Origin of the sequence: Acinetobacter sp. UBA5934, from assembly GCF_002430855.1 — a bacterium.
GTDB lineage: Bacteria > Pseudomonadota > Gammaproteobacteria > Pseudomonadales > Moraxellaceae > Acinetobacter.
Window position 1 is genome coordinate 1 of record NZ_DJDC01000029.1, and the last position, 18,419, is coordinate 18,419.

An 18,419-nucleotide genomic window follows, 5' to 3' on the forward strand; every position below is an offset into this window, starting at 1 on the left:
TATTCCTGCTGAAATCAACACAGCTAAAGTTTTGGATCGCGAAGCCAAACAAATTTATCCAGCAGAAGTTCTAGATATCAGTGTCAATGGTTACAGAATTAAATGGAATGGTGTAGCACCTTCACATTTAAAAACTGGCGAATTTATTTTGATTCAGGAAAATACGCATAGTCCTTGGCGTGGCGGAGTAATTCGCTGGATCAAGCAATCTACGGAAAAAAGTCTGGAAATCGGACTTGAAGTCTTGGCACAAGATTTATTCCCTTGTGCGGTCATGATCAAAACAGATCGTCATAGCAATAATTACCAACCTGCGCTGATTGTTCAGTCCACCCAGCTTGATGAAGAATCAACCAGTCTGATCGTGTCTGGTTCACATATGTTTAGAGAAAAACAAACCATTCATTTACGCTTAGGCCAAGAAGAAATAAAAATTTATTTAACTAAAGCGCAAATCATTACACAGAGTTTTATTCGCTTTGAATTCGAGTTACTCAATGAGCAACAAGAAAGCCTGATCAAAAACTTTATTCATAAGCAAACGAATGAAATCAAGAATCACGATTTATGGGAAGCATTGAAGTGAGAAATCCATTATTGTCTAAAAAGTTAAAACGTACTGAAACACGTTTACTCATTATCGATGATAATCAAATCCGTTTTAACCAGATTCGTGATCTTTTAACATCGAGTGAACATGTGGTACATGCCACCTTGCTTGATGATTTACAAAATTTCGAAAAACAATTACATCACACTTGGGATCTGGTTATTTTTGGTCGTGCTTATGACTTAAAATATGAACAGGCTTTAAGCCTGATTCGCTTATCCAAACAACCCAACTTACCCATGATTTTGCTCAAACCTGAGGATTATCAAGCTGACCAGTATGCAGCATATATTCGTAAAGGAGTTTACGATATTCTGAATCTGGATTATCCAGATCGTTTTTATTTGGGGCTTTTACGTGCACTTTCACTGAGTCGCTTAGTCCTGACTCAACAACATTTAATGGAACAGCTAGAAACAGCTCAAACCCATGCCCAGTCTTTAGTTCAAGAGAGCAATAAAGCCATTGCACTGATTCAAGAAGGCATTCATATTCAGGCAAATCCTGAATATTTGGCACTTTTTGGCCTTAAAGATGAAGAGGATATTGCTGGACTTCCCCTGCTCGATCTCCTTCAGCCTAAAGATTTAAATGATTTTAAATTACGTTTTAAAAAGATTTCTCAAGGTCAGTTCGATTTAGGTCGTTTTGAAATCAATAGCCTGAATAATCAGATATCTATCCCAAACCCGCTTAAAATTGAGTTTTTGCCATCTACGGATGAAGAAGATGCAGTTCAAATTACCGTTGATATTGAATCTTTATCCCCTGGTCAGACGACATCAGCGACAGCGGATGCTCAAAAGCCAAATACCTATCAGTTGATTAATCGTACAATTACTCAACAGCCTTCTGATATTAATGCACTGGTTCTGTTCTCTTTGACTTCCTGCCCTGACAGCATTTTTGAAGGCGATTGGGATACTTTCAAAAATTATTTCAGCCATATCAAGGAATTTTTAAAAGAGCAAACCCATGTACCCTTATTTCAAATGAGTTCTGGGATTTATGTCGCTTTGTTCCAGGCAGAGTCTAAAGCCAAGTTAGAGTCCAAACTTATAGGTCTAAGCTCGCTGAAAAAACCGCAATTATTGTCAATTAATCAAACCTCTTATCCGCTGAATCTCAGAATTGGCTATACGCTATTAGAAACTGAAATACGTGACGAAAAACATTTTGAACAATTTATTGCTTCAGCTTATAAGACCGCTTTACCGGAAAATCAGCCGACTCCAGCACTTGAACTTGAAGCACCTTTAGATCTTCCAAGCATTGAGTTGCAACAACCGAAAATTAAGGCAGTCTCTAGTTCACCTGAAGCAACGTTACTCAGAGCTTTACAACAAAGTTTGGATCGTGGGGAAATTCATCTTAAATATCAGCAACTTTATGACAAGCAAGACACCAATTTATATACTTATGAAGTGACCAGCGGTTTCATTTATGAAAACGCCTGGAAAGATTTGTCCAGTTTGAGAGAACTTGCAGAAGATCCTGAATTATCTATTAAGCTGGATCGCTGGATATTAGTGGAATCATGTAAACAACTGCATAATTTCATTACTCAATATCCTGAAGCAAAATTGATTGTAAATTTGAATAAAGCGGTTCTATTCCACGACCGAACCTTCCCTGAGTTTATTTCCAAACTCATTACCATCATTCGCAGCAAATTAAAACATCCGCTAATTTTACAGTTTTCGGAAGAAGATATTAGTCAAAATATTTCAGATGCCCAAAAGCATATTGCCCAGTTACGTCAATTTGGTGCTGAAGTCGCTCTTCGAGACTTTGGTAATACCATTTATAGCGAATCGATGTTACGTCAACTTGATCTTAATTGTTTAACTTTACATCCAAATTTGACCAAGATGTTGCAGGCAGAGAAATCGACGCAGGAATTACAGGAAAAGCTGAGCTCTTTCCATGAAATTAAACCTGGCGAAATCATGCTACGTGATCTGAATGACATGACCCTTTTCGCAAATGCCTGGAATGTGGATGCACGTTTTATTCAAGGTGACTATTTCCAGAAAAAACTGGATCATTTGATTGATGTACAAGACCAATAGGTCTTGTATACGGTCTGCAATTAAATTCCTCACTAAACAACAGACATAAAAAAACGGGCAAGAAGCCCGTTTTTTTCATTCTGGGTATTAACGTTTGATAGAACGTGACATACCAGCAAAACGTTGTTTGAACTTGTCGATACGGCCGCCAGTGTCCACATTCTTTTGTTTACCAGTATAGAATGGGTGGCATGCTGAACATACGTCTAGGTAAATAGTTTCTTTACCAAGAGCTGAACGAGTTTCAATTACGTTACCACATGAACAAGTAGCAACTAATTTTTCATATTTTGGGTGAATATCGGCGCGCATCGTCGATTACTCCATTAAGATGAAAGAAGGTTTTGCTGTCATCGCAATTGATCACTCTCATGATTCATGAGGAAAAAAGCTTCTTCAAAAAAAAGCGAGACCAACACCATAACAGACCATTCTTTTGGCCCACCGAGACGGATACCGTCAGAGCTAAGCACAACAAGTGGGCGTAATTATACGTGAAAAACTAACAGATAGCGAATTATTCTTTACACTCTTCTACAGCATAGTCCTTCTCTGGATGTTTCGACCAATAATTGGCAATGACACCACAGACCATGAGCTGAATCTGATGGAAAATCATAATCGGTAAAACAATCATCCCTAAAGGTTGCCCAATAAACAGAATTTGTGCCATTGGCACCCCACTGGCTAGAGTTTTTTTGGAACTACAGAAAAACATCGCAATCTGGTCTTCCCGGTTAAAACCCAGCCATTTGGGGATGTATAAAGCCAGCAGCATGATGAGGGTTAAAAACACTGAACAAGCCAGAGTCAAAACAAACAAGGTTTCCCAACTGACTACGTCCCATAATCCTGCAACGACTGCCCCGCTAAAAGCACCATATACCACCATCAGAATAGTGCCCTGATCGAATGCTTTGACAATACCGGGCAATTTCAACATATATGGATAAACATAAGGGCGTAATATCTGCCCCAATACAAATGGCACCAGTAACAATAAGGTAATTTGAAGAATTGAGGAGGTAGGATCAAAGCCATGTTGCGACTGACCTAAAATAAAGAAACTGACCAATACCGGGGTAATGAACATCCCGACAATATTGGAAAATGAAGCACTGCACACCGCACTGGCCACATTGCCTTTTGCCACCGAGGTAAATGCAATGGAAGATTGCACGGTTGATGGCAAGAAGCACATGAACAGGAAGCCCCAGTACAACTCTTTTCCTAACAGCGGTAAAAGAATCGGTTTAGCCATTAGCCCTAAAAGCGGAAACAAGGCAAAGGTGAAAGCAAATACCACCACATGAAATTTCCAGTGCATGATGCCCTGCACCACTGCTTCTCTGGACAGTTTTGCACCATGCAAAAAGAATAGAATTGCAATTGCTACCGAGGTGATCACACTAAAAATATCTGCAGCCAAGCCCGATATGGGCAGAATGCTTGCCAAGATCACCATCACAATCAACAAAATAGTAAAGCGATCCAATGCCAATAATTTTAACATTGCTACTTCCTGTAATAATTGAAAATATAAAAAAGCCCAATAAGTGAATTTACCTACTGGTAAAGTTTCATCTTACTGGGCTAAATAAATAAAGCCAGTTTTTCAACTCAATGTTGAATATTTAGTTTATCTATATCACTTTATAAAAAAGTCTATTAGTTATTACGGGCATCTTTATCTTGCTGAATCAGCTCGATTTTATAACCGTCTGGATCTTCAACAAAAGCAATCACGGTAACGCCGCCTTTCATGGGACCTGCTTCACGCACGACATTACCACCGCGCGCCTTGATCTCTTCACAGGCTTTATAGGCATCATCTACTGCAATGGCAATATGACCATAAGCATTACCCAGTTCATAACTTTCTGTGTCCCAGTTATGGGTGAGTTCCAACACAGTATGATTTTCTTCATCACCATAGCCCACAAAGGCTAAAGTGAAACGACCTTCTTCATAATCACGTTTACGAAGCAAAGTCATACCGAGTACTTCAGTATAGAACTTTAAGGATTGTTCTAAATTGCCTACACGTAACATGGTATGCAGCATGCGCATCTTTGATTTTCCTAAGTTATCAATTTTTATAGACACTATAGGGATTTCATGTGGAAAATTCAATTTAGCAATAGGATTATAGAGAGTATTTAATGTCCTACTCCCCTGTGATCTTGACATTTTTAAATCAATATCGGGCTTAGCTGCGTGTGTTGTCTGATAATTATTTACTTTATCGGGCTTAGCTGCGTGTGTTGTCTGATAATTATTTACTTTTACTTAGGCTATTTATAAGATAATTTTGAACTTTTACAGTGTTTTTAGCTAAATAAAAAACCCATTTCCTCCTCAAGAAAAAATAGGTTTTTCATTCAGTTTTTAAAATTTGAGCTTAGCTAGATTGTTGCTGCCCATGTTCACGCAGTAACTTACCTACCCACACCACCAATATTAAAATTGGAATACCAATCAGGGTGGTCATAAGGAAGAAGTTCGGATAACCGATATTGGTCACGATCGTTCCCGAATAGCCACCTAAAATCTTCGGCGTTAAAGTCATGAGTGAACTAAAAATGGCGTATTGCACTGCCGTGAAAGACACACTGGTTAAACTCGACAAAAACGCAATAAATGCGGCGCCTGCCAAACCGGATGCCAGATTATCGACAATAATGGCAAAATATAACCACAGTGAACTATAAGGTTTAATCACCTTGCCGCTAATTTCCACCTCATCAGCCGATTGAATATTGACGGCCGCTAAGGGCTGAACATCAAGATCCAGGCCTTTGGCTACACTTGAGTTCATATCCACAGTATAGCCATGCTGTGTGCTTAAAATGGCTTTGTCGTTATCCATCACTTCAGCCACTAACTGTTTCGAGGCAGAATTTGCCAAGATTGCACCTGGAATAGCTGCGCTAAATACACCTGCTTTATCCAGATTGGCATCAAATTCTTGATTATCCAGACGCAGGACTATTTTTTGCGTTTCAGTTAATGGCTGCCCAAAATACTGTCCTCGCATCACCAAACTGTTTTCTTTTTCATCTGGCGTAATGGCATTATCACTGGTTACCGGCAGAATGTGCATGCCAGTCTGTTGGGCATTTAATTTTAGATATGGTATTTGCGTAGTGACCGGAGCTTGAGCCTCATCCAGGTATTGTACGGCAACCTGTATGTCATTGGCTTGGGCTAACACCTGAGCGGGTACCTTCATTTTCCAGTAACCCACTTCATCCGATTGCACCTGATACTGATGCTGACCTACCGTGACTTGCACATCATGTGTAGGCTGTCCAGATTTGACCAAACCAATAAAGATCAGATTGGTTGAGCTGGCCAACATGGCACCGACAAACATCAATTTCATAATGTTCATACGCTGTGCCAGCAAACCACCCAGAAAACCACCGACCAGACTGAAAATCACCCCGTAAATTTTTACCGCTTCGGCAATCTGCTCTTTGGTGAAGTTTAAATCCTGGTAAAACACATTGGAGATGACCCCGGCAATAATGTCGGAAATACGGTAAAAACCAATTAACAACAACAATACTAAGGCCAGTTTTACACCATAACGCCTAAAGAAATCGGCAATCGGACTGATCCAGGTTTCCACAGCCATTTGCTTATTCACTGCGCCCATTTTTACCAATAATGAGCCCAGTAATACAGCTACAGCAGCAGATCCAACAAAACGTAAGGTTTCAAAGCAGAATAGCAACAACGAATCGGTAATTGCGAATTGTGCTTTCACAGATTCGGTTAAATTTCCAGAAACAATATAACTGACTACGAAGCCAATCACGGCAACAAAAAATACGGCGACCAGACGATAATAATCACTACGCTTATAATCTTTATAAGTACGTTCGACATGCGGCTCACGAATCACTAAAGTGGTGATAATTCCCACCAGCATGACTGCGGCCATGATTAAGTAAGTGATTTTCCAGGCACTATAAATATAGTTTCCTTTGGCTGTGCCAAGCGATGCTGCAAGGAACAACGCACCAGCCCCCGCCACAATCATCCCGATGCGATAACCTGCATTGTAAGTCGACGCAAGTACAGTTTGCATTTCTGTTTCTGCAAGCTCAATGCGATAAGCATCAATCACAATATCCTGAGTCGCTGCAGAAAAACCCAGCAACACAGCGCCTGCTGCCATCTGATACAAATAGCCCTGACCGAGTGCCGGATTAGAAAAAGCCATCATACAAATGGCGCTGATAATTAAAACTTGTGCAATCAGCAACCAGGCCCGACGACGTCCCAGCTTTTTGGTCAGGAAAGGCACCGGCAATTCATCAATCAAAGGTGCCCAGACAAATTTGAATGAATAGCCCAGTGCTGCCCAGCTAAAAAATGTCACTGCACTTTTTTCAATGCCCGCTTCACCTAGCCATAAGGACAGACTGGAAAAGATCAAAAGAATGGGAATACCGGCTGAAAATCCTAAAAACAGCATGACCAGTGCACGACGATCGAGAAAAGCAGTAAAGGCAGATTTCCACCCTGTAGATTGTGTTGTCATTGCGTTGTTTTTTTCTGCAAAACTGAATGCTGCTATTCAAACGCGTAATAAGTTCAGTTTCAACAATAATTGTGAAATCATTATTTTATTTTGTCGATAAAAGAGCCCTCCGCGCTTGAATTTTTCAACTAAACCTGTATACCTTTAAATCTCTATTGCAATATTTTAGTTTTGGATTTAAACAGTGCCCCAAAAACTCGATCAAATGAATTCTTCATTATCTGCAACTCCCCCAATGAATCAACCAGACTCTATACAAAGCAGTTTAATTTCAGCATTCGATCAACCGGAAATTCAAAACACCCTGACCAAAACACATCTTCAACCCCAGCAGTTGACGCATATTCCAAATCTTGAAAAAATTCCTGCGTCAACACGAAGAATAAAGCCTCTTAATGACTTTCTTGGGCAAGATCGCGCACGTGCCTCTGTTGAAGCAGGCATTGCCTTGCCTTATTCTGGCTATAACATTTTTGCAGTAGGCACAGCAGGCTTAGGTAAACGCACCATGATCAAGCGTTTACTGCAACAACATGCCAAGACCATGCAAACACCGAATGACTGGGTCTATGTCAACAATTTTAAATTGCCCCGTCAGCCAATTGCACTGGAACTTCCGCCCGGACAAGCGCCTAAATTTCAGGCCTTGCTTCATCAAACCTGGCAAACCATTTTAAAACAGCTGGAACGACGCTTTACGGCTGAAACCTATCACAACCGCATTGAAATGATTCGCGAGCAAACCGGCGATGAACAGCAATCGGCCCTGGTGGAACTGACCAAAGAAGGCGCAGACTTTGATTTAAAACTGATTTCACAAGATGATGAACACTGCTTCGTGCCGGTTCATCTGAAAGACAATGAATATCAGGAAATGTCCAAAGAAGACATCAACGCCCTGGATAGCAAACAGCGTGCAGAGATTGCTTCTAACATCCGCTACATGAATAAAAAACTGGAGCGTTTGGGCTTACATTTAGGTGATCTGGAAGATGATGCCCGAGATCAGGTTCAACATTTAAACCGCGACATTGCCAAACAAGTGGTGATGCCGCGTATTGATATGATTCAGAACAAATATCCCGATGTCGATGGCTTGACTGAATATCTGCAATATTATGCTGAAGATATTATCAATAATGTCGAAATTATCTTAGAGCAAGAAGAAGATGATTTCGCTCCAGGCATTTTCAGCCGTGTGCCCTCACGTTATCAGGCCAATATCATTGTTTCCTATAAGCCAAATAGCGGTGCACCCGTCATTTTTGAAGATTTCCCGACCCACTACAACCTGTTGGGACATGTGGAACAACTCACTCAAAATGGCACCATCACCACTGACTTTACCCTGATTCGTCCAGGTTCACTGCATAAGGCCAACGGCGGTTTTCTGATGCTTGAAGCTGAACAACTGCTGGAACAACCTTATGCATGGCAAGGGCTAAAACGTGCCTTGAAATCAGGAAAATTAAAGCTATCGTCGCTGGAACACATGCTGACCTTAACCGGCAGCATCTCCATAGAACCAGAGGCTATTCCATTAAATATCAAGGTGATTTTGCTTGCAGAACCTGAAATTTATTATGAAATTTTAGAGTTGGAACCGGAACTCGGCAGCGTGTTTAAAATCCGCGCCGATTTTACCGACACATTACAACGTAATGACATTAATGAACAAGCTTACATGCAGTTGATTGCAGACTATGTTCAGGCAGATAAACTCTTGCCTTTCGACCGTTCTGCATTGGCTGCATTACTTACCGATTCAAGTCGCCAGGCAGAAGACCAAAGTTCCTTGTCATTACACGCCTTAACTTTGGGTGATCTGATCCGTGAAGCACATCACCATGCCGCTCAGGCCGGTGATAAAACCGTTTCGGAAAAGCATATCAATACTGCACTGGATCATCGCAAGTATCGCTTAGGTTATTTACGTGAATTGTACTGGCAAGACTTAACGCGTGGCACGCAGCTCATCGAAACCAAGGGTCACCGTTTAGGTCAAATCAATGCCCTGTCCGTGATTCAGTATGCCGATGTTGAATTCGGCTTACCTTCACGCTTGACTGCATCGGTCTATCAAGGTGGCGGTGATATTCTGGATATCGAGCGTAGTGTCGAACTGGGCGGCTCACTGCATGCCAAAGGCGTACTGCTGATGTCAAGCTTCCTGAAAGCTCACTTTGGCCGTGAACAGATGCTGCATTTCTCGGCTGCCCTTGCCTTTGAACAAAGTTATGGTCAAATTGACGGTGACAGTGCCACCGTTGCTGAACTTTCGGCACTCATTTCTGCCATCAGCCAGTTACCCATTGATCAGTCCTGGGCCATTACTGGCTCCATGAACCAGTTGGGTCAGGTTCAACCAATTGGTGGTGTCAATGCCAAAATTGAAGGTTTCTATGATGCCTGTAAGTTACAAGGCTTGACCGGCAAACAAGGGGTGATTATTCCACGTCAAAATATGGAACACCTGATGTTACGTCATGATGTAATTGAGGCGGTGGCTAAAGGTCAGTTCCATATTCATGCCATTGAAACCATTGATCAGGCTTTAGAACTTTTAATGGCACGCCCTGTAGGCACACTCAACAAAAAAGGTCGTTACAGTAAAGGTTCAATTTATGCTGCGGTCATGGCGCAATTAGAATATTGGCAGGCACTGGAAGATGGTGCCGAAATTGAAGAAGAACCAAAGAAAAAGAAAAAAAAGAAGAAAGACAAGAAAAAGGCCAAAACTGAAATAACAGCTGATGAAACGGTAACAGCAATATCTGTTGAAGTTGCAGCAAATAATCAGGATCATAGCTCAAAAGATGCCTGACATTTTCTGAGACATTAAAAAAGCGCCTTCAAGGCGCTTTTTTATTTAGCCCTGAATTAAGCTTCAGGTGCCGGGCTGTACTGTTCTACTAAAGGTTTCAACTCACCTTTTTGGAACATATCAAGCATGATATCGCTACCACCGATTAATTCGCCATTGATCCATAACTGCGGGAATGTAGGCCAATTTGCAATTTGCGGCAAAGTTGCACGAATATCCGGGTTTTCCAAAATGTTGACATAGGCAAATGGACGACCAATTTGACTGAGTGCTTCTACCGCACGTGCAGAGAAACCACATTGTGGAAATTGTGGTGTACCTTTCATGTAAAGTAATACTGCATGTTTAGCAATTTGGTCACGAATTAACGCTTCAGTATCGCGTGCTTGTTCAGTCATTGATAAATCCTCAACTAATCTGCTTCGCATTATACCCAAAACTTAGCAAAACAGTATGTCTAAAGCAATAATTCCATTTTTATTTACATTTGGGCTTTTATTCTGTTCTGGATTTTGCTTATATAAACTTTTATTTTTCCCTCCTAACAGATAAGAGTTAGTCATGAATAACATTACCCTTGCTCCTGTGCAAACTGATCAACCATCTCATTTGATGCCGGTATTTGGCCGTCAGCCGATCAGTTTTGTCCGAGGACGAGGTTCTTATCTTTATACTGAAGATGGTACTGAATACTTAGATGCCTTAACCGGTATTGCAGTATGTGGTCTAGGTCACTCTCATCCTGCTGTAACTGAAGCCATTGTAGAACAGGCCGCTACCCTGATGCATACCAGCAACATTTTTGAAGTGCCGTGGCAAACGGCTGCTGCACAAAAACTTGCTGAAGTTTCAGGTATGGAAGAAATTTTCTTCTCGAATAGTGGTGCAGAATCAAATGAAGGTGCCATTAAAATTGCGCGTAAATTTGGCCATATGCAAGGCATTAAAATCCCAAAGATCATTGTGGCAGATCATTCTTTCCATGGTCGTACTCTGGCGACTCTTTCAGCGACAGGCAATAAAAAAGTTCAGGAAGGTTTCGCACCTTTGGTTGAAGGTTTTATTCGTGTGCCATTTGGCGATATCGAAGCAATTGAAGAAGCTGCAATTCACCATCCAGATATCGTTGCGATTTTAGTTGAACCAATTCAAGGTGAAGGTGGTGTCAACACGGCACCTCAAGGTTTTAGCTACCTTGAAGAAATTCGTCAAATCTGTAATCAGCACAACTGGTTAATGATGCTGGACGAAGTTCAAACCGGTAATGGCCGTACCGGTAAATACTTTGCTTACCAGCACACCAATATTGTGCCAGATGTACTGACCACAGCCAAAGGCTTGGGTAATGGCTTCCCGATTGGTGCGGTGATGACCCAAGGCCGTGGCGTAGGTGTGTTAACTGCCGGTAACCATGGTTCGACTTATAGTGGTACTGCGCTGGGTTCACGTGTAGTTTATACCGTGATTGATACCCTCCAAAAAGAAAACCTGGTTGCAAATGCTGCGAACATGGGCAGTTATATTGTTGATCAATTAACCCAGCAACTGGCTGATCAGAACATTATCGTTCGTGGTTTTGGTCTGATGATCGGGATTGAATTACCAAAAGATTGTGGCGAATTGGTCAATGTTGCACGTGATGAATATCATTTAATTATCAATGTGACGGCAGGTTCTGTGATTCGTTTATTACCGCCACTGAACATTAACCAGCAACAGGCTGATCAATTGATTGAACGTCTGGTTAAAATGATCAAGAATTACTTAGCTTAAGCCTTCGATGCAATTAAAAAAAGCCGCTTATTGCGGCTTTTTTTATACTTAATTATTATGAAGCTGCTTGATAAATTCTTCCGCCGGGCAACTGGCTAAAATATTGTTTTAATGCGTCTAAACAGCGATGAACCTTCATTGGTTGCTGATCTTGTTTTGCAGTGATGGCATATAAAGTAAAATTAGATAGTTTCCAGTCTGGCAAAACTTCCACCAAAGAGCCATTCATTAAATCTTTTTGTACATCCAAATATAAAATTCGTGCAATACCATGCCCTTGCAAACATAATGACTTTGCCACCAGAACGTTATTGGTACTTAAACGTGATTTCATTTCCAGATTAACTGTTTCACCCAACGCTGCATTTTGAAATGAAAAATGTTGATAATTTTTCATTATATTGACTGGAATCAGATCATGATTATTTAGGTCTTCAGGTCGTGATACAGGTGCCGATTGATTCAAATAACTTGGTGAAGCCACCATCACCTGCTCAACCAGAGCCAATGGCACTACATTCAAATTATGATCTTCTATTTTTGGACTCATGCGTAAAGCAATATCAATCCGCCCCTCGATTAAATCAATGTATTGATTATCTGCCTCTACATGTACATCGAGACCACGGTGCGCCTGCATCCAATGAGATAGTGCAGGAATCACATGATTAGCACCAAGTTCTGGGGTTGTGGCAATGCGTAAATCCCCAACCAAGTCATCACGTAACTCGTTGATACGGATTTTTCCGCGCTCTGCAGCGGCGAGCATTTCTTGACAGCTGTGGAAAAAAGCTTGTCCGGCTTCAGTCAAATTTAATTTTCTAGTCGATCGATGTAGAAGCTTAACTTCCATTTCATTTTCTAGAGAACGAATTTGCTGACTCACGGCGCTGGTCGTGATTCCTAACTCACGTGCAGCACCGCTAAACGAGCTTTTTTCAACAACACAAGCAAACACACCCATTGCTCGAAGTTGATCTAACATAAATTTCCCTCTGAACTTATGATTACTTTATCTTTCCGATAAAAGCAACTCATTGTATTATACGGTGAAATTTATGTTTTGTATTCTTAAAATTTAATTTATTGGTAAAACATTAGTCGGATTGATAGGTTTACCATTTAAACGTACTTGGAACTCGAGCATGGTCCGATTGGCTCCTGTGGAACCCATTTCAGCAATTTTCTGCCCTGCTGTCACATTCTGGCCACTGCTGACATTCATTTTACTGTTATGCGCATAAGCAGTAATGTAGCCATCTATATGTTTAATCAGAATTAAATTACCATATTCTTTTAGACCATCTGCTGCATAAACCACCTGACCATCTGCCGCAGCAAAAATTGCATCTCCGGTATTACCGCTATAGCGAATGCCCTTTACATTTGCAGCAAGATTAAAGTTTGCAATCACTGCGCCATTACTTGGTTTTACCCAGCGCAAACTAGAGACTTGCGAGGAGACTACAGGTGCCGTGGTGGTGGTTACCGGAGTAGGCCTATTCACCGGTGCTGTCGGAATTTGAACGGTTTGACGTTGAATTGGCGCCGCTTGTGTCACCGCTTGAGTTGTCGTGGTACGACGTGAACCTGAATCTTTTAAACGTAAAGATTGACCCACGTAAATGCGATATGGTGCCGTTATATCATTCATATCAGCAACACTGGTATAAGCTAGACCATAACGTGCAGCAATCCCGCTTAATGTGTCTCCAGATCGAACTGTATAGTAGTCTGGTGCAGTGGCATAACGTGTTGCATTATGAACTTGTGGTTTTGAAGCACAGCCGCTCAAAATAGCAGTTGCAATAACAGCTGTAGACAACGCCATGGTTTTCAACAAGCCTGCAGGCACAGCAAATAAGCGATACGATGACACCAAGTGCATTAATCTTCCTCTCTACACATAAGTCAATTTTAGGTTTGCGCTAAGATTAGCAAAAAAGCTTCTGAAAAATATGTTCAATTCTGCTTTTTCACAAAGTTATAACACTACTGGGCACTATTTAGAAAACTGTGCATGTAATGTGTGTAAAATCTCATAATTAGTGGCGTCCATTTGAATTGGCGTAATACTGACATACCCATTTGCCACTGCAAAAAAGTCCGATTCAATTTCGGTTACCCCTTTTTTAGGTTCAGCCACAGCCTCTCCTGACAAGCCAATCCAGTAAACCTGGCGTCCACGTGGATCTACATGACTGGTAATGGGTTTAGATTGACTGCGGCGCCCTTGGTAAGTAATTTTCGAACCTTGCAATTCAGATACATCTGGAATATTCACGTTAAAAATATGGCGTGGAGGTAAAGTCGGCAGACCTTGGGCAATAAAATCATGCACCCATTTTGCCGCTACGGCATAATCATTCGGGCTGTCATAAGAACGTACATTTGGTCCCGCCATAGATACGGCAATAGCAGGTTGTTTCATCAGGCGCCCTTCGAATGCGGCTCCGACAGTGCCTGAGTAAAGTACATCATCACCCAGATTTGCCCCGCTGTTAATTCCGCTAACCACCAGATCAAATTCAAAATCAAACAAACCGTTCATGGACAGATAGACACAGTCTGCAGGCGTTCCATTGACTGCCCAGACATCTGCTGAAATTTGAATCGGTCGTAAAGGACGATCTAGAGTCAGTGCGCTGGAAAAACCACTGCGTTCACTTTCAGGAGCAACAATGACGACACGACCCAGAGGAGCCAAGGCTTGAGCCAATGCCTGAAGACCGGGAGCAAAAACGCCATCATCATTGGCAATTAATATATTCACTTAAACATCTCGTAAAGGTTAAAAATGACTGATCAGAACATTTGATTGAATTGTATAGAAAATTATATATATTTGACGCTCAACATCCATTCAAAAAGTGTGATTTAAAAAATGATTAAAAGCATATCATTTCGTGGCTTATTGGGGTTAGGCATTGCAGCATTGTTATCTTCCACTGTTTTAGCCGATGAAGGCTTATCTGTGGAAGAAGCCAATACTATTGTGAAAGAAGATATTGCTTCAACTCAAGTGATGGCTGAAGTATGCCCTGCCATTGTGGGTAAAAATGCAAAATTTGATCAAAACATTCAGCTGTTAATTAAAACTTATCTGCAAGACTATTCAGATAAATCCATGACTTTTGATAAAATTCAGACAGATTCAGAATATAAATCTGTGCTAGAGGAAGCGCGTCAGGCAGCAAAAGAAACCAGCAAAGATGAACAACAGTCGGTTTGCGATGATGTAGTCAATTATCAGGCTTAATATAGAGCACTTGTTATATATAGAATAATCAAGATATTAAGCGTTTTGTAATGATTCCGGGCATAAAGAAGAATTCTTTTTATGCCTTTTTTTAACTCTTTTTGGAGCAATTTTTTTATTGACCGGGTCAGTTTCAACAGCTTCAATACATTTGTGTACTTACAATTACCAAAAATTTCGTTAAGCTTATTTTTATTGTGATGTTTTTAAATAATTTAGGTCTGTTTAATGAAAGTATCCCTGCTCAAATCTGTTTCCCTAGGTTTATTCACCACTGCTCTTATGACAGTTTCAGTGACTCATGCAGCTACGCAAAAAGATGAAAATATTGAAGTCACTCCGCTACAAAAAGTCACTCAACAAGAACTGGCCGCCATTTATGTACTTTCAGAAGTCTGCCCAGGTTTAGTCAAAGACAAAGCGCAATTTGAACAAGGATATTCCAAACTTGCACAGGAATATTTACCCGCAGAAAAAGATGCCGTTTCTACGCTAGAAAAACTCAGTAAAGAGAAAAAATTTAAGCCTATTTTAACTGAAGCACGTAGCGACGCGAAAAAGGCCGGAGATGCAAAAAACCAGGAGATTTGCCAAGAACTCACTGCATACAGTAAATAATACCAATTGGTTACAATACTTTTGAAATAAGCCGATTCTCACGGTAGAAGTCGGCTTTGCTTTGTCCTAAAATGCAAAGCTCTTTGTGCTTATTATTAAGATATTGGAACCACCCAGAATGACCCACAAAAGCGCCCTTGCTGCATTATTACTATTGCCGAACTTCACATACGCAGCAACTGTCTTATCTGCTCCGCCAGAACTCAATAATAAATCTTATGTGTTAATGGATTATGAGACAGGGCAAATCCTCGCATCAAAAAATGAAAATGAAAAATTAGCACCGGCTTCAATGACTAAAATGATGACCAGTTACATCATTGAACAAAAGTTATTGAGTGGTGATCTCACGGAAGATGAAAAAGTTCGCATGAACGAATCTGCCTGGTGTCGTGGTAGCAGTACAGAATCATGTATGTATGTACCACTCAACGGCACTGCAACAGCATTAGAAATGTTACGTGGGATTATCATCCAGTCAGGTAATGATGCTTCAAAAGCCATGGCAGAACACATTGCGGGCAATGAAGGTACTTTTGCCCACATGATGAATCAGGAAGCAAAACGTATTGGCATGACCAATACCAGCTTCATCAATGCAACCGGTATGCCTGCTGAAGGTCACTACTCGACTGCAAAAGATATGGCGACACTTGCACAACATATCATTCATGACAGTTCAAAGTATTACCCAATCTACTCTGAAAAAGAATTCACTTTTAACGGCATTAAACAAGGCAACCGTAATGCCTTGCTTTATACCGACCCAAGTGTAGACGGTTTAAAAACAGGTCATACTGAAGAAGCAGGTTATTGCTTAACCACTTCTGCTAAACGTGGTCCACTACGTTTAATTTCAGTGATTTTTGGCGCGCCAAGCATGAACGAACGTGCATCACAAACACGTGAAATTTTGGCTTGGGGTTATGCGAACTTTGAAACCGTTAAGGTTCAACCTGCCAATCAGGTTTTGGCCAAGTCAAAAGTTTGGTATGGCAAAAGCAACGATGTGCAAATTGGCCTGGCAGAAAACTTTAATGTGACTATGCCTAAAGGCGAAGCCAATGCCATTAAAACCCAGTTAGTCGTTCAGCCTAAATTGACTGCACCACTTAAAAAGGGTCAAGTGGTGGGTAAATATGTCGCTAGCCTGAATGGTAAAGTGATTGCTGAAAAACCGCTGGTAGCTCTTCAAGCTGTTGAAGAAGCGGGTTTCTTTGCCAAAATGATTGATCACATCAAACAATTCTTCGCAAACTTGTTCTAAGCTCAGCTTTAGACTTAAGTTAAGGCACCCACATTTCGGTCTGGGTGCTTTTTTATTTTATAATGCTTGAAAATTACAGATTGAAACCTTCACATGGCTAAAAATATTCGTCCCTATTTAGATACCACTCCGCAAATTGATGACTCTTGCTATGTCGATGACATGTCAGTGGTGATTGGCGATGTAGTACTTGCTGAAAATGTTTCGGTCTGGCCTTTTGCGGTGATTCGTGGTGATGTCAATCATATTCACATTGGCAAAAATTCCAATGTACAAGATCATGCCATGTTGCATGTGAGCCATAAAAAAGCCGATAAACCCGAAGGTTCTCCGCTCATTATTGGCGAAGATGTCACGATTGGTCATCATGTCAAACTGCATGGCTGTACCATTGGCAATCGCGTACTGGTTGGCATCAGCAGCATTGTTTTAGATGACGTCATTATTGAAGATGATGTGATGATTGGTGCAGGCTCTTTGGTTCCACCACGTAAACGTCTGGAAAGTGGTTATTTATATGTTGGTAGTCCGGTACAAAAGGTCCGCCCTTTAACCGATAAAGAAAAAGAGTTTTTGCCTTATTCGGCACGGCATTATGTGAAGGTGGCGGGGAATTATAAATAGAGCATCAGGATGCTGCGTTTATTAATAAAAAAGTACAATCCATTTCAAAAGTAAAAAACATTCAGTGCTATAATTTAATAGTGCCATCTATAAAAATACGCATAACAAAGCTACATCGTGTCATCAATATGATGTAGCTTCAATATTATGATTTAGCTATACAAGTGGCTTACAAATCTCTTGTCTGAATGTGACCGAATGAATCAAAGCCAAATGCTCCAATTGCACATTGAGCGTGATCTTGTCTCTATAGAGACGAATTTTAACATCTTCCGTAGATTGAAACTCTTCCAGAATGTGTTTGCTTGGCTCATAGCCCCAATATTTATGTGGCACAAAGTAGTCCATATTAATCACACGCATTGGCATAAGTCCAAAACTGCCGAGTGTGTTGTCTTCTTTGTCTCTTAAATCCATTTTAAAGCAAACACGTGGGCGGTTAAGATCTGGCCCAATCACAGCCTTATAGTTCAATTTATTAACAGCACCTTTATAGAGTACGGTCGATTTCACCACTTTGGCTCTTTGTTGATTACGTTTAATGGCACTACGCTTCATAAATAGTTCAATATCTTGCACCTCAAAAGTATAGCCATCACGATCTTGATCGATTTTTTTACCGCCCACTTTAAAATAAAAACCATTTTTCATCATGTCATCTGTAATGGCTTTAAACACATCGATATATTTACTTTCTTCGCTAATCAAGCTTTCTACGTTTAAGCTGTTTTTAATTTCAATTTTTTGCTCGTTGGCAAATGCCAATGTACTACACGTCATAAGTGAAGCTAAGCTTAATGGTTTGATCATCTTATTTCCT

The 18,419-nt window shown here is 40.8% G+C and carries 16 protein-coding genes and 1 pseudogene; 8 read left to right on the forward strand and 9 right to left on the reverse strand.

The features are described from left to right. Both B2Y23_RS02020 and B2Y23_RS02025 read left to right on the forward strand, forming a co-directional pair. A pseudogene (locus B2Y23_RS02020) lies at positions 1-586 on the forward strand (GTPase); the annotation flags it as partial. Continuing rightward, complete coding sequence (locus tag B2Y23_RS02025) at positions 568-2,682, forward strand: EAL domain-containing protein (protein WP_291353642.1); 2,115 nt, start codon at positions 568-570, stop codon at positions 2,680-2,682. The pseudogene B2Y23_RS02020 and the gene B2Y23_RS02025, both read left to right, overlap by 19 nt. A gap of 87 nt (positions 2,683-2,769) precedes the next feature. Here the strand turns inward: B2Y23_RS02025 and rpmE are convergent, their stop codons facing one another. The 4 genes from rpmE to B2Y23_RS02045 all read right to left on the reverse strand — a co-directional run bounded on the left by rpmE (position 2,770) and on the right by B2Y23_RS02045 (position 7,234). Beyond that, a complete protein-coding gene (gene rpmE / locus B2Y23_RS02030) occupies positions 2,770-2,994 on the reverse strand; it encodes a 50S ribosomal protein L31 (protein ID WP_001200845.1) in 225 nt (74 codons plus the stop codon). A gap of 205 nt (positions 2,995-3,199) precedes the next feature. After that, entirely contained in the window at positions 3,200-4,195 is a 996-nt protein-coding gene (locus B2Y23_RS02035) for a bile acid:sodium symporter family protein (protein ID WP_291352813.1), read from the reverse strand. 155 nt (positions 4,196-4,350) lie between these two features. Next, the gene (gloA, locus tag B2Y23_RS02040; protein ID WP_131286799.1) at positions 4,351-4,752 is read right to left on the reverse strand and encodes a lactoylglutathione lyase; all 402 of its coding nucleotides are present in this window, start codon (positions 4,750-4,752) and stop codon (positions 4,351-4,353) included. Positions 4,753-5,083: 331 nt separating this feature from the next. Further along, positions 5,084-7,234, reverse strand: a complete 2,151-nt coding sequence (locus tag B2Y23_RS02045; protein ID WP_291368717.1) for an AmpG family muropeptide MFS transporter — start codon at positions 7,232-7,234, stop codon at positions 5,084-5,086. Between the two features lie 184 nt (positions 7,235-7,418). Between B2Y23_RS02045 and B2Y23_RS02050 the strand changes: the two genes are divergently transcribed. Continuing rightward, positions 7,419-10,058: a Lon protease family protein gene (locus B2Y23_RS02050; RefSeq protein WP_409449789.1), complete on the forward strand. Its 2,640-nt coding sequence runs from the start codon at positions 7,419-7,421 to the stop codon at positions 10,056-10,058. Positions 10,059-10,114: 56 nt separating this feature from the next. Here the strand turns inward: B2Y23_RS02050 and grxD are convergent, their stop codons facing one another. Then, entirely contained in the window at positions 10,115-10,456 is a 342-nt protein-coding gene (grxD, locus tag B2Y23_RS02055) for a Grx4 family monothiol glutaredoxin (protein WP_086199334.1), read from the reverse strand. A gap of 163 nt (positions 10,457-10,619) precedes the next feature. Between grxD and B2Y23_RS02060 the strand changes: the two genes are divergently transcribed. Beyond that, on the forward strand, positions 10,620-11,831 hold the full coding sequence (locus tag B2Y23_RS02060; RefSeq protein WP_291368721.1) for an aspartate aminotransferase family protein: 1,212 nt from the start codon (positions 10,620-10,622) through the stop codon (positions 11,829-11,831). A 55-nt stretch (positions 11,832-11,886) separates the two neighbouring features. Here B2Y23_RS02060 and B2Y23_RS02065 read toward each other — a convergent pair whose 3' ends face one another. The 3 genes from B2Y23_RS02065 to surE form a co-directional block, all read right to left on the reverse strand. Beyond that, on the reverse strand, positions 11,887-12,816 hold the full coding sequence (locus B2Y23_RS02065; protein WP_291368723.1) for a LysR family transcriptional regulator: 930 nt from the start codon (positions 12,814-12,816) through the stop codon (positions 11,887-11,889). A gap of 93 nt (positions 12,817-12,909) precedes the next feature. After that, positions 12,910-13,719, reverse strand: coding sequence for a peptidoglycan DD-metalloendopeptidase family protein (locus tag B2Y23_RS02070; RefSeq protein ID WP_291368725.1), 810 nt, complete (start codon positions 13,717-13,719; stop codon positions 12,910-12,912). 114 nt (positions 13,720-13,833) lie between these two features. Next, positions 13,834-14,604 carry a 5'/3'-nucleotidase SurE gene (gene surE / locus B2Y23_RS02075; RefSeq protein WP_291352801.1) on the reverse strand — a complete coding sequence of 257 codons (771 nt, stop codon included), beginning with the start codon at positions 14,602-14,604 and terminating at the stop codon, positions 13,834-13,836. Positions 14,605-14,715: 111 nt separating this feature from the next. Here surE and B2Y23_RS02080 point away from each other — a divergent pair, with 111 nt between their 5' ends. The 4 genes from B2Y23_RS02080 to B2Y23_RS02095 all read left to right on the forward strand — a co-directional run bounded on the left by B2Y23_RS02080 (position 14,716) and on the right by B2Y23_RS02095 (position 17,599). Beyond that, entirely contained in the window at positions 14,716-15,090 is a 375-nt protein-coding gene (locus B2Y23_RS02080; RefSeq protein WP_291352799.1) for an MCR_0457 family protein, read from the forward strand. 228 nt (positions 15,091-15,318) lie between these two features. Then, positions 15,319-15,708, forward strand: a complete 390-nt coding sequence (locus tag B2Y23_RS02085) for an MCR_0457 family protein (RefSeq protein WP_291368727.1) — start codon at positions 15,319-15,321, stop codon at positions 15,706-15,708. Between the two features lie 118 nt (positions 15,709-15,826). After that, a complete protein-coding gene (gene dacC, locus B2Y23_RS02090; RefSeq protein ID WP_291352794.1) occupies positions 15,827-16,975 on the forward strand; it encodes a D-alanyl-D-alanine carboxypeptidase PBP5/6 in 1,149 nt (382 codons plus the stop codon). A 93-nt stretch (positions 16,976-17,068) separates the two neighbouring features. Beyond that, on the forward strand, positions 17,069-17,599 hold the full coding sequence (locus B2Y23_RS02095) for a gamma carbonic anhydrase family protein (protein ID WP_291368729.1): 531 nt from the start codon (positions 17,069-17,071) through the stop codon (positions 17,597-17,599). A gap of 156 nt (positions 17,600-17,755) precedes the next feature. Here B2Y23_RS02095 and B2Y23_RS02100 read toward each other — a convergent pair whose 3' ends face one another. Then, positions 17,756-18,409, reverse strand: a complete 654-nt coding sequence (locus B2Y23_RS02100; protein WP_092818554.1) for a hypothetical protein — start codon at positions 18,407-18,409, stop codon at positions 17,756-17,758. Positions 18,410-18,419: the final 10 nt, after the last annotated feature.

Excerpts from the sequence above, each read along its gene's own strand:
- grxD (WP_086199334.1), bottom strand. The coding sequence starts at position 10,456 with ATGACTGAACAAGCACGCGATACTGAAGCGTTAATTCGTGACCAAATT.
- B2Y23_RS02025 (WP_291353642.1), top strand. The coding sequence starts at position 568 with ATGGGAAGCATTGAAGTGAGAAATCCATTATTGTCTAAAAAGTTAAAA.
- dacC (WP_291352794.1), top strand. The coding sequence starts at position 15,827 with ATGACCCACAAAAGCGCCCTTGCTGCATTATTACTATTGCCGAACTTC.
- B2Y23_RS02070 (WP_291368725.1), bottom strand. The coding sequence starts at position 13,719 with ATGCACTTGGTGTCATCGTATCGCTTATTTGCTGTGCCTGCAGGCTTG.
- B2Y23_RS02095 (WP_291368729.1), top strand. The coding sequence starts at position 17,069 with ATGGCTAAAAATATTCGTCCCTATTTAGATACCACTCCGCAAATTGAT.
- B2Y23_RS02065 (WP_291368723.1), bottom strand. The coding sequence starts at position 12,816 with ATGTTAGATCAACTTCGAGCAATGGGTGTGTTTGCTTGTGTTGTTGAA.
- gloA (WP_131286799.1), bottom strand. The coding sequence starts at position 4,752 with ATGCGCATGCTGCATACCATGTTACGTGTAGGCAATTTAGAACAATCC.
- B2Y23_RS02080 (WP_291352799.1), top strand. The coding sequence starts at position 14,716 with ATGATTAAAAGCATATCATTTCGTGGCTTATTGGGGTTAGGCATTGCA.
- B2Y23_RS02045 (WP_291368717.1), bottom strand. The coding sequence starts at position 7,234 with ATGACAACACAATCTACAGGGTGGAAATCTGCCTTTACTGCTTTTCTC.
- B2Y23_RS02100 (WP_092818554.1), bottom strand. The coding sequence starts at position 18,409 with ATGATCAAACCATTAAGCTTAGCTTCACTTATGACGTGTAGTACATTG.
- B2Y23_RS02060 (WP_291368721.1), top strand. The coding sequence starts at position 10,620 with ATGAATAACATTACCCTTGCTCCTGTGCAAACTGATCAACCATCTCAT.
- rpmE (WP_001200845.1), bottom strand. The coding sequence starts at position 2,994 with ATGCGCGCCGATATTCACCCAAAATATGAAAAATTAGTTGCTACTTGT.
- B2Y23_RS02085 (WP_291368727.1), top strand. The coding sequence starts at position 15,319 with ATGAAAGTATCCCTGCTCAAATCTGTTTCCCTAGGTTTATTCACCACT.
- B2Y23_RS02035 (WP_291352813.1), bottom strand. The coding sequence starts at position 4,195 with ATGTTAAAATTATTGGCATTGGATCGCTTTACTATTTTGTTGATTGTG.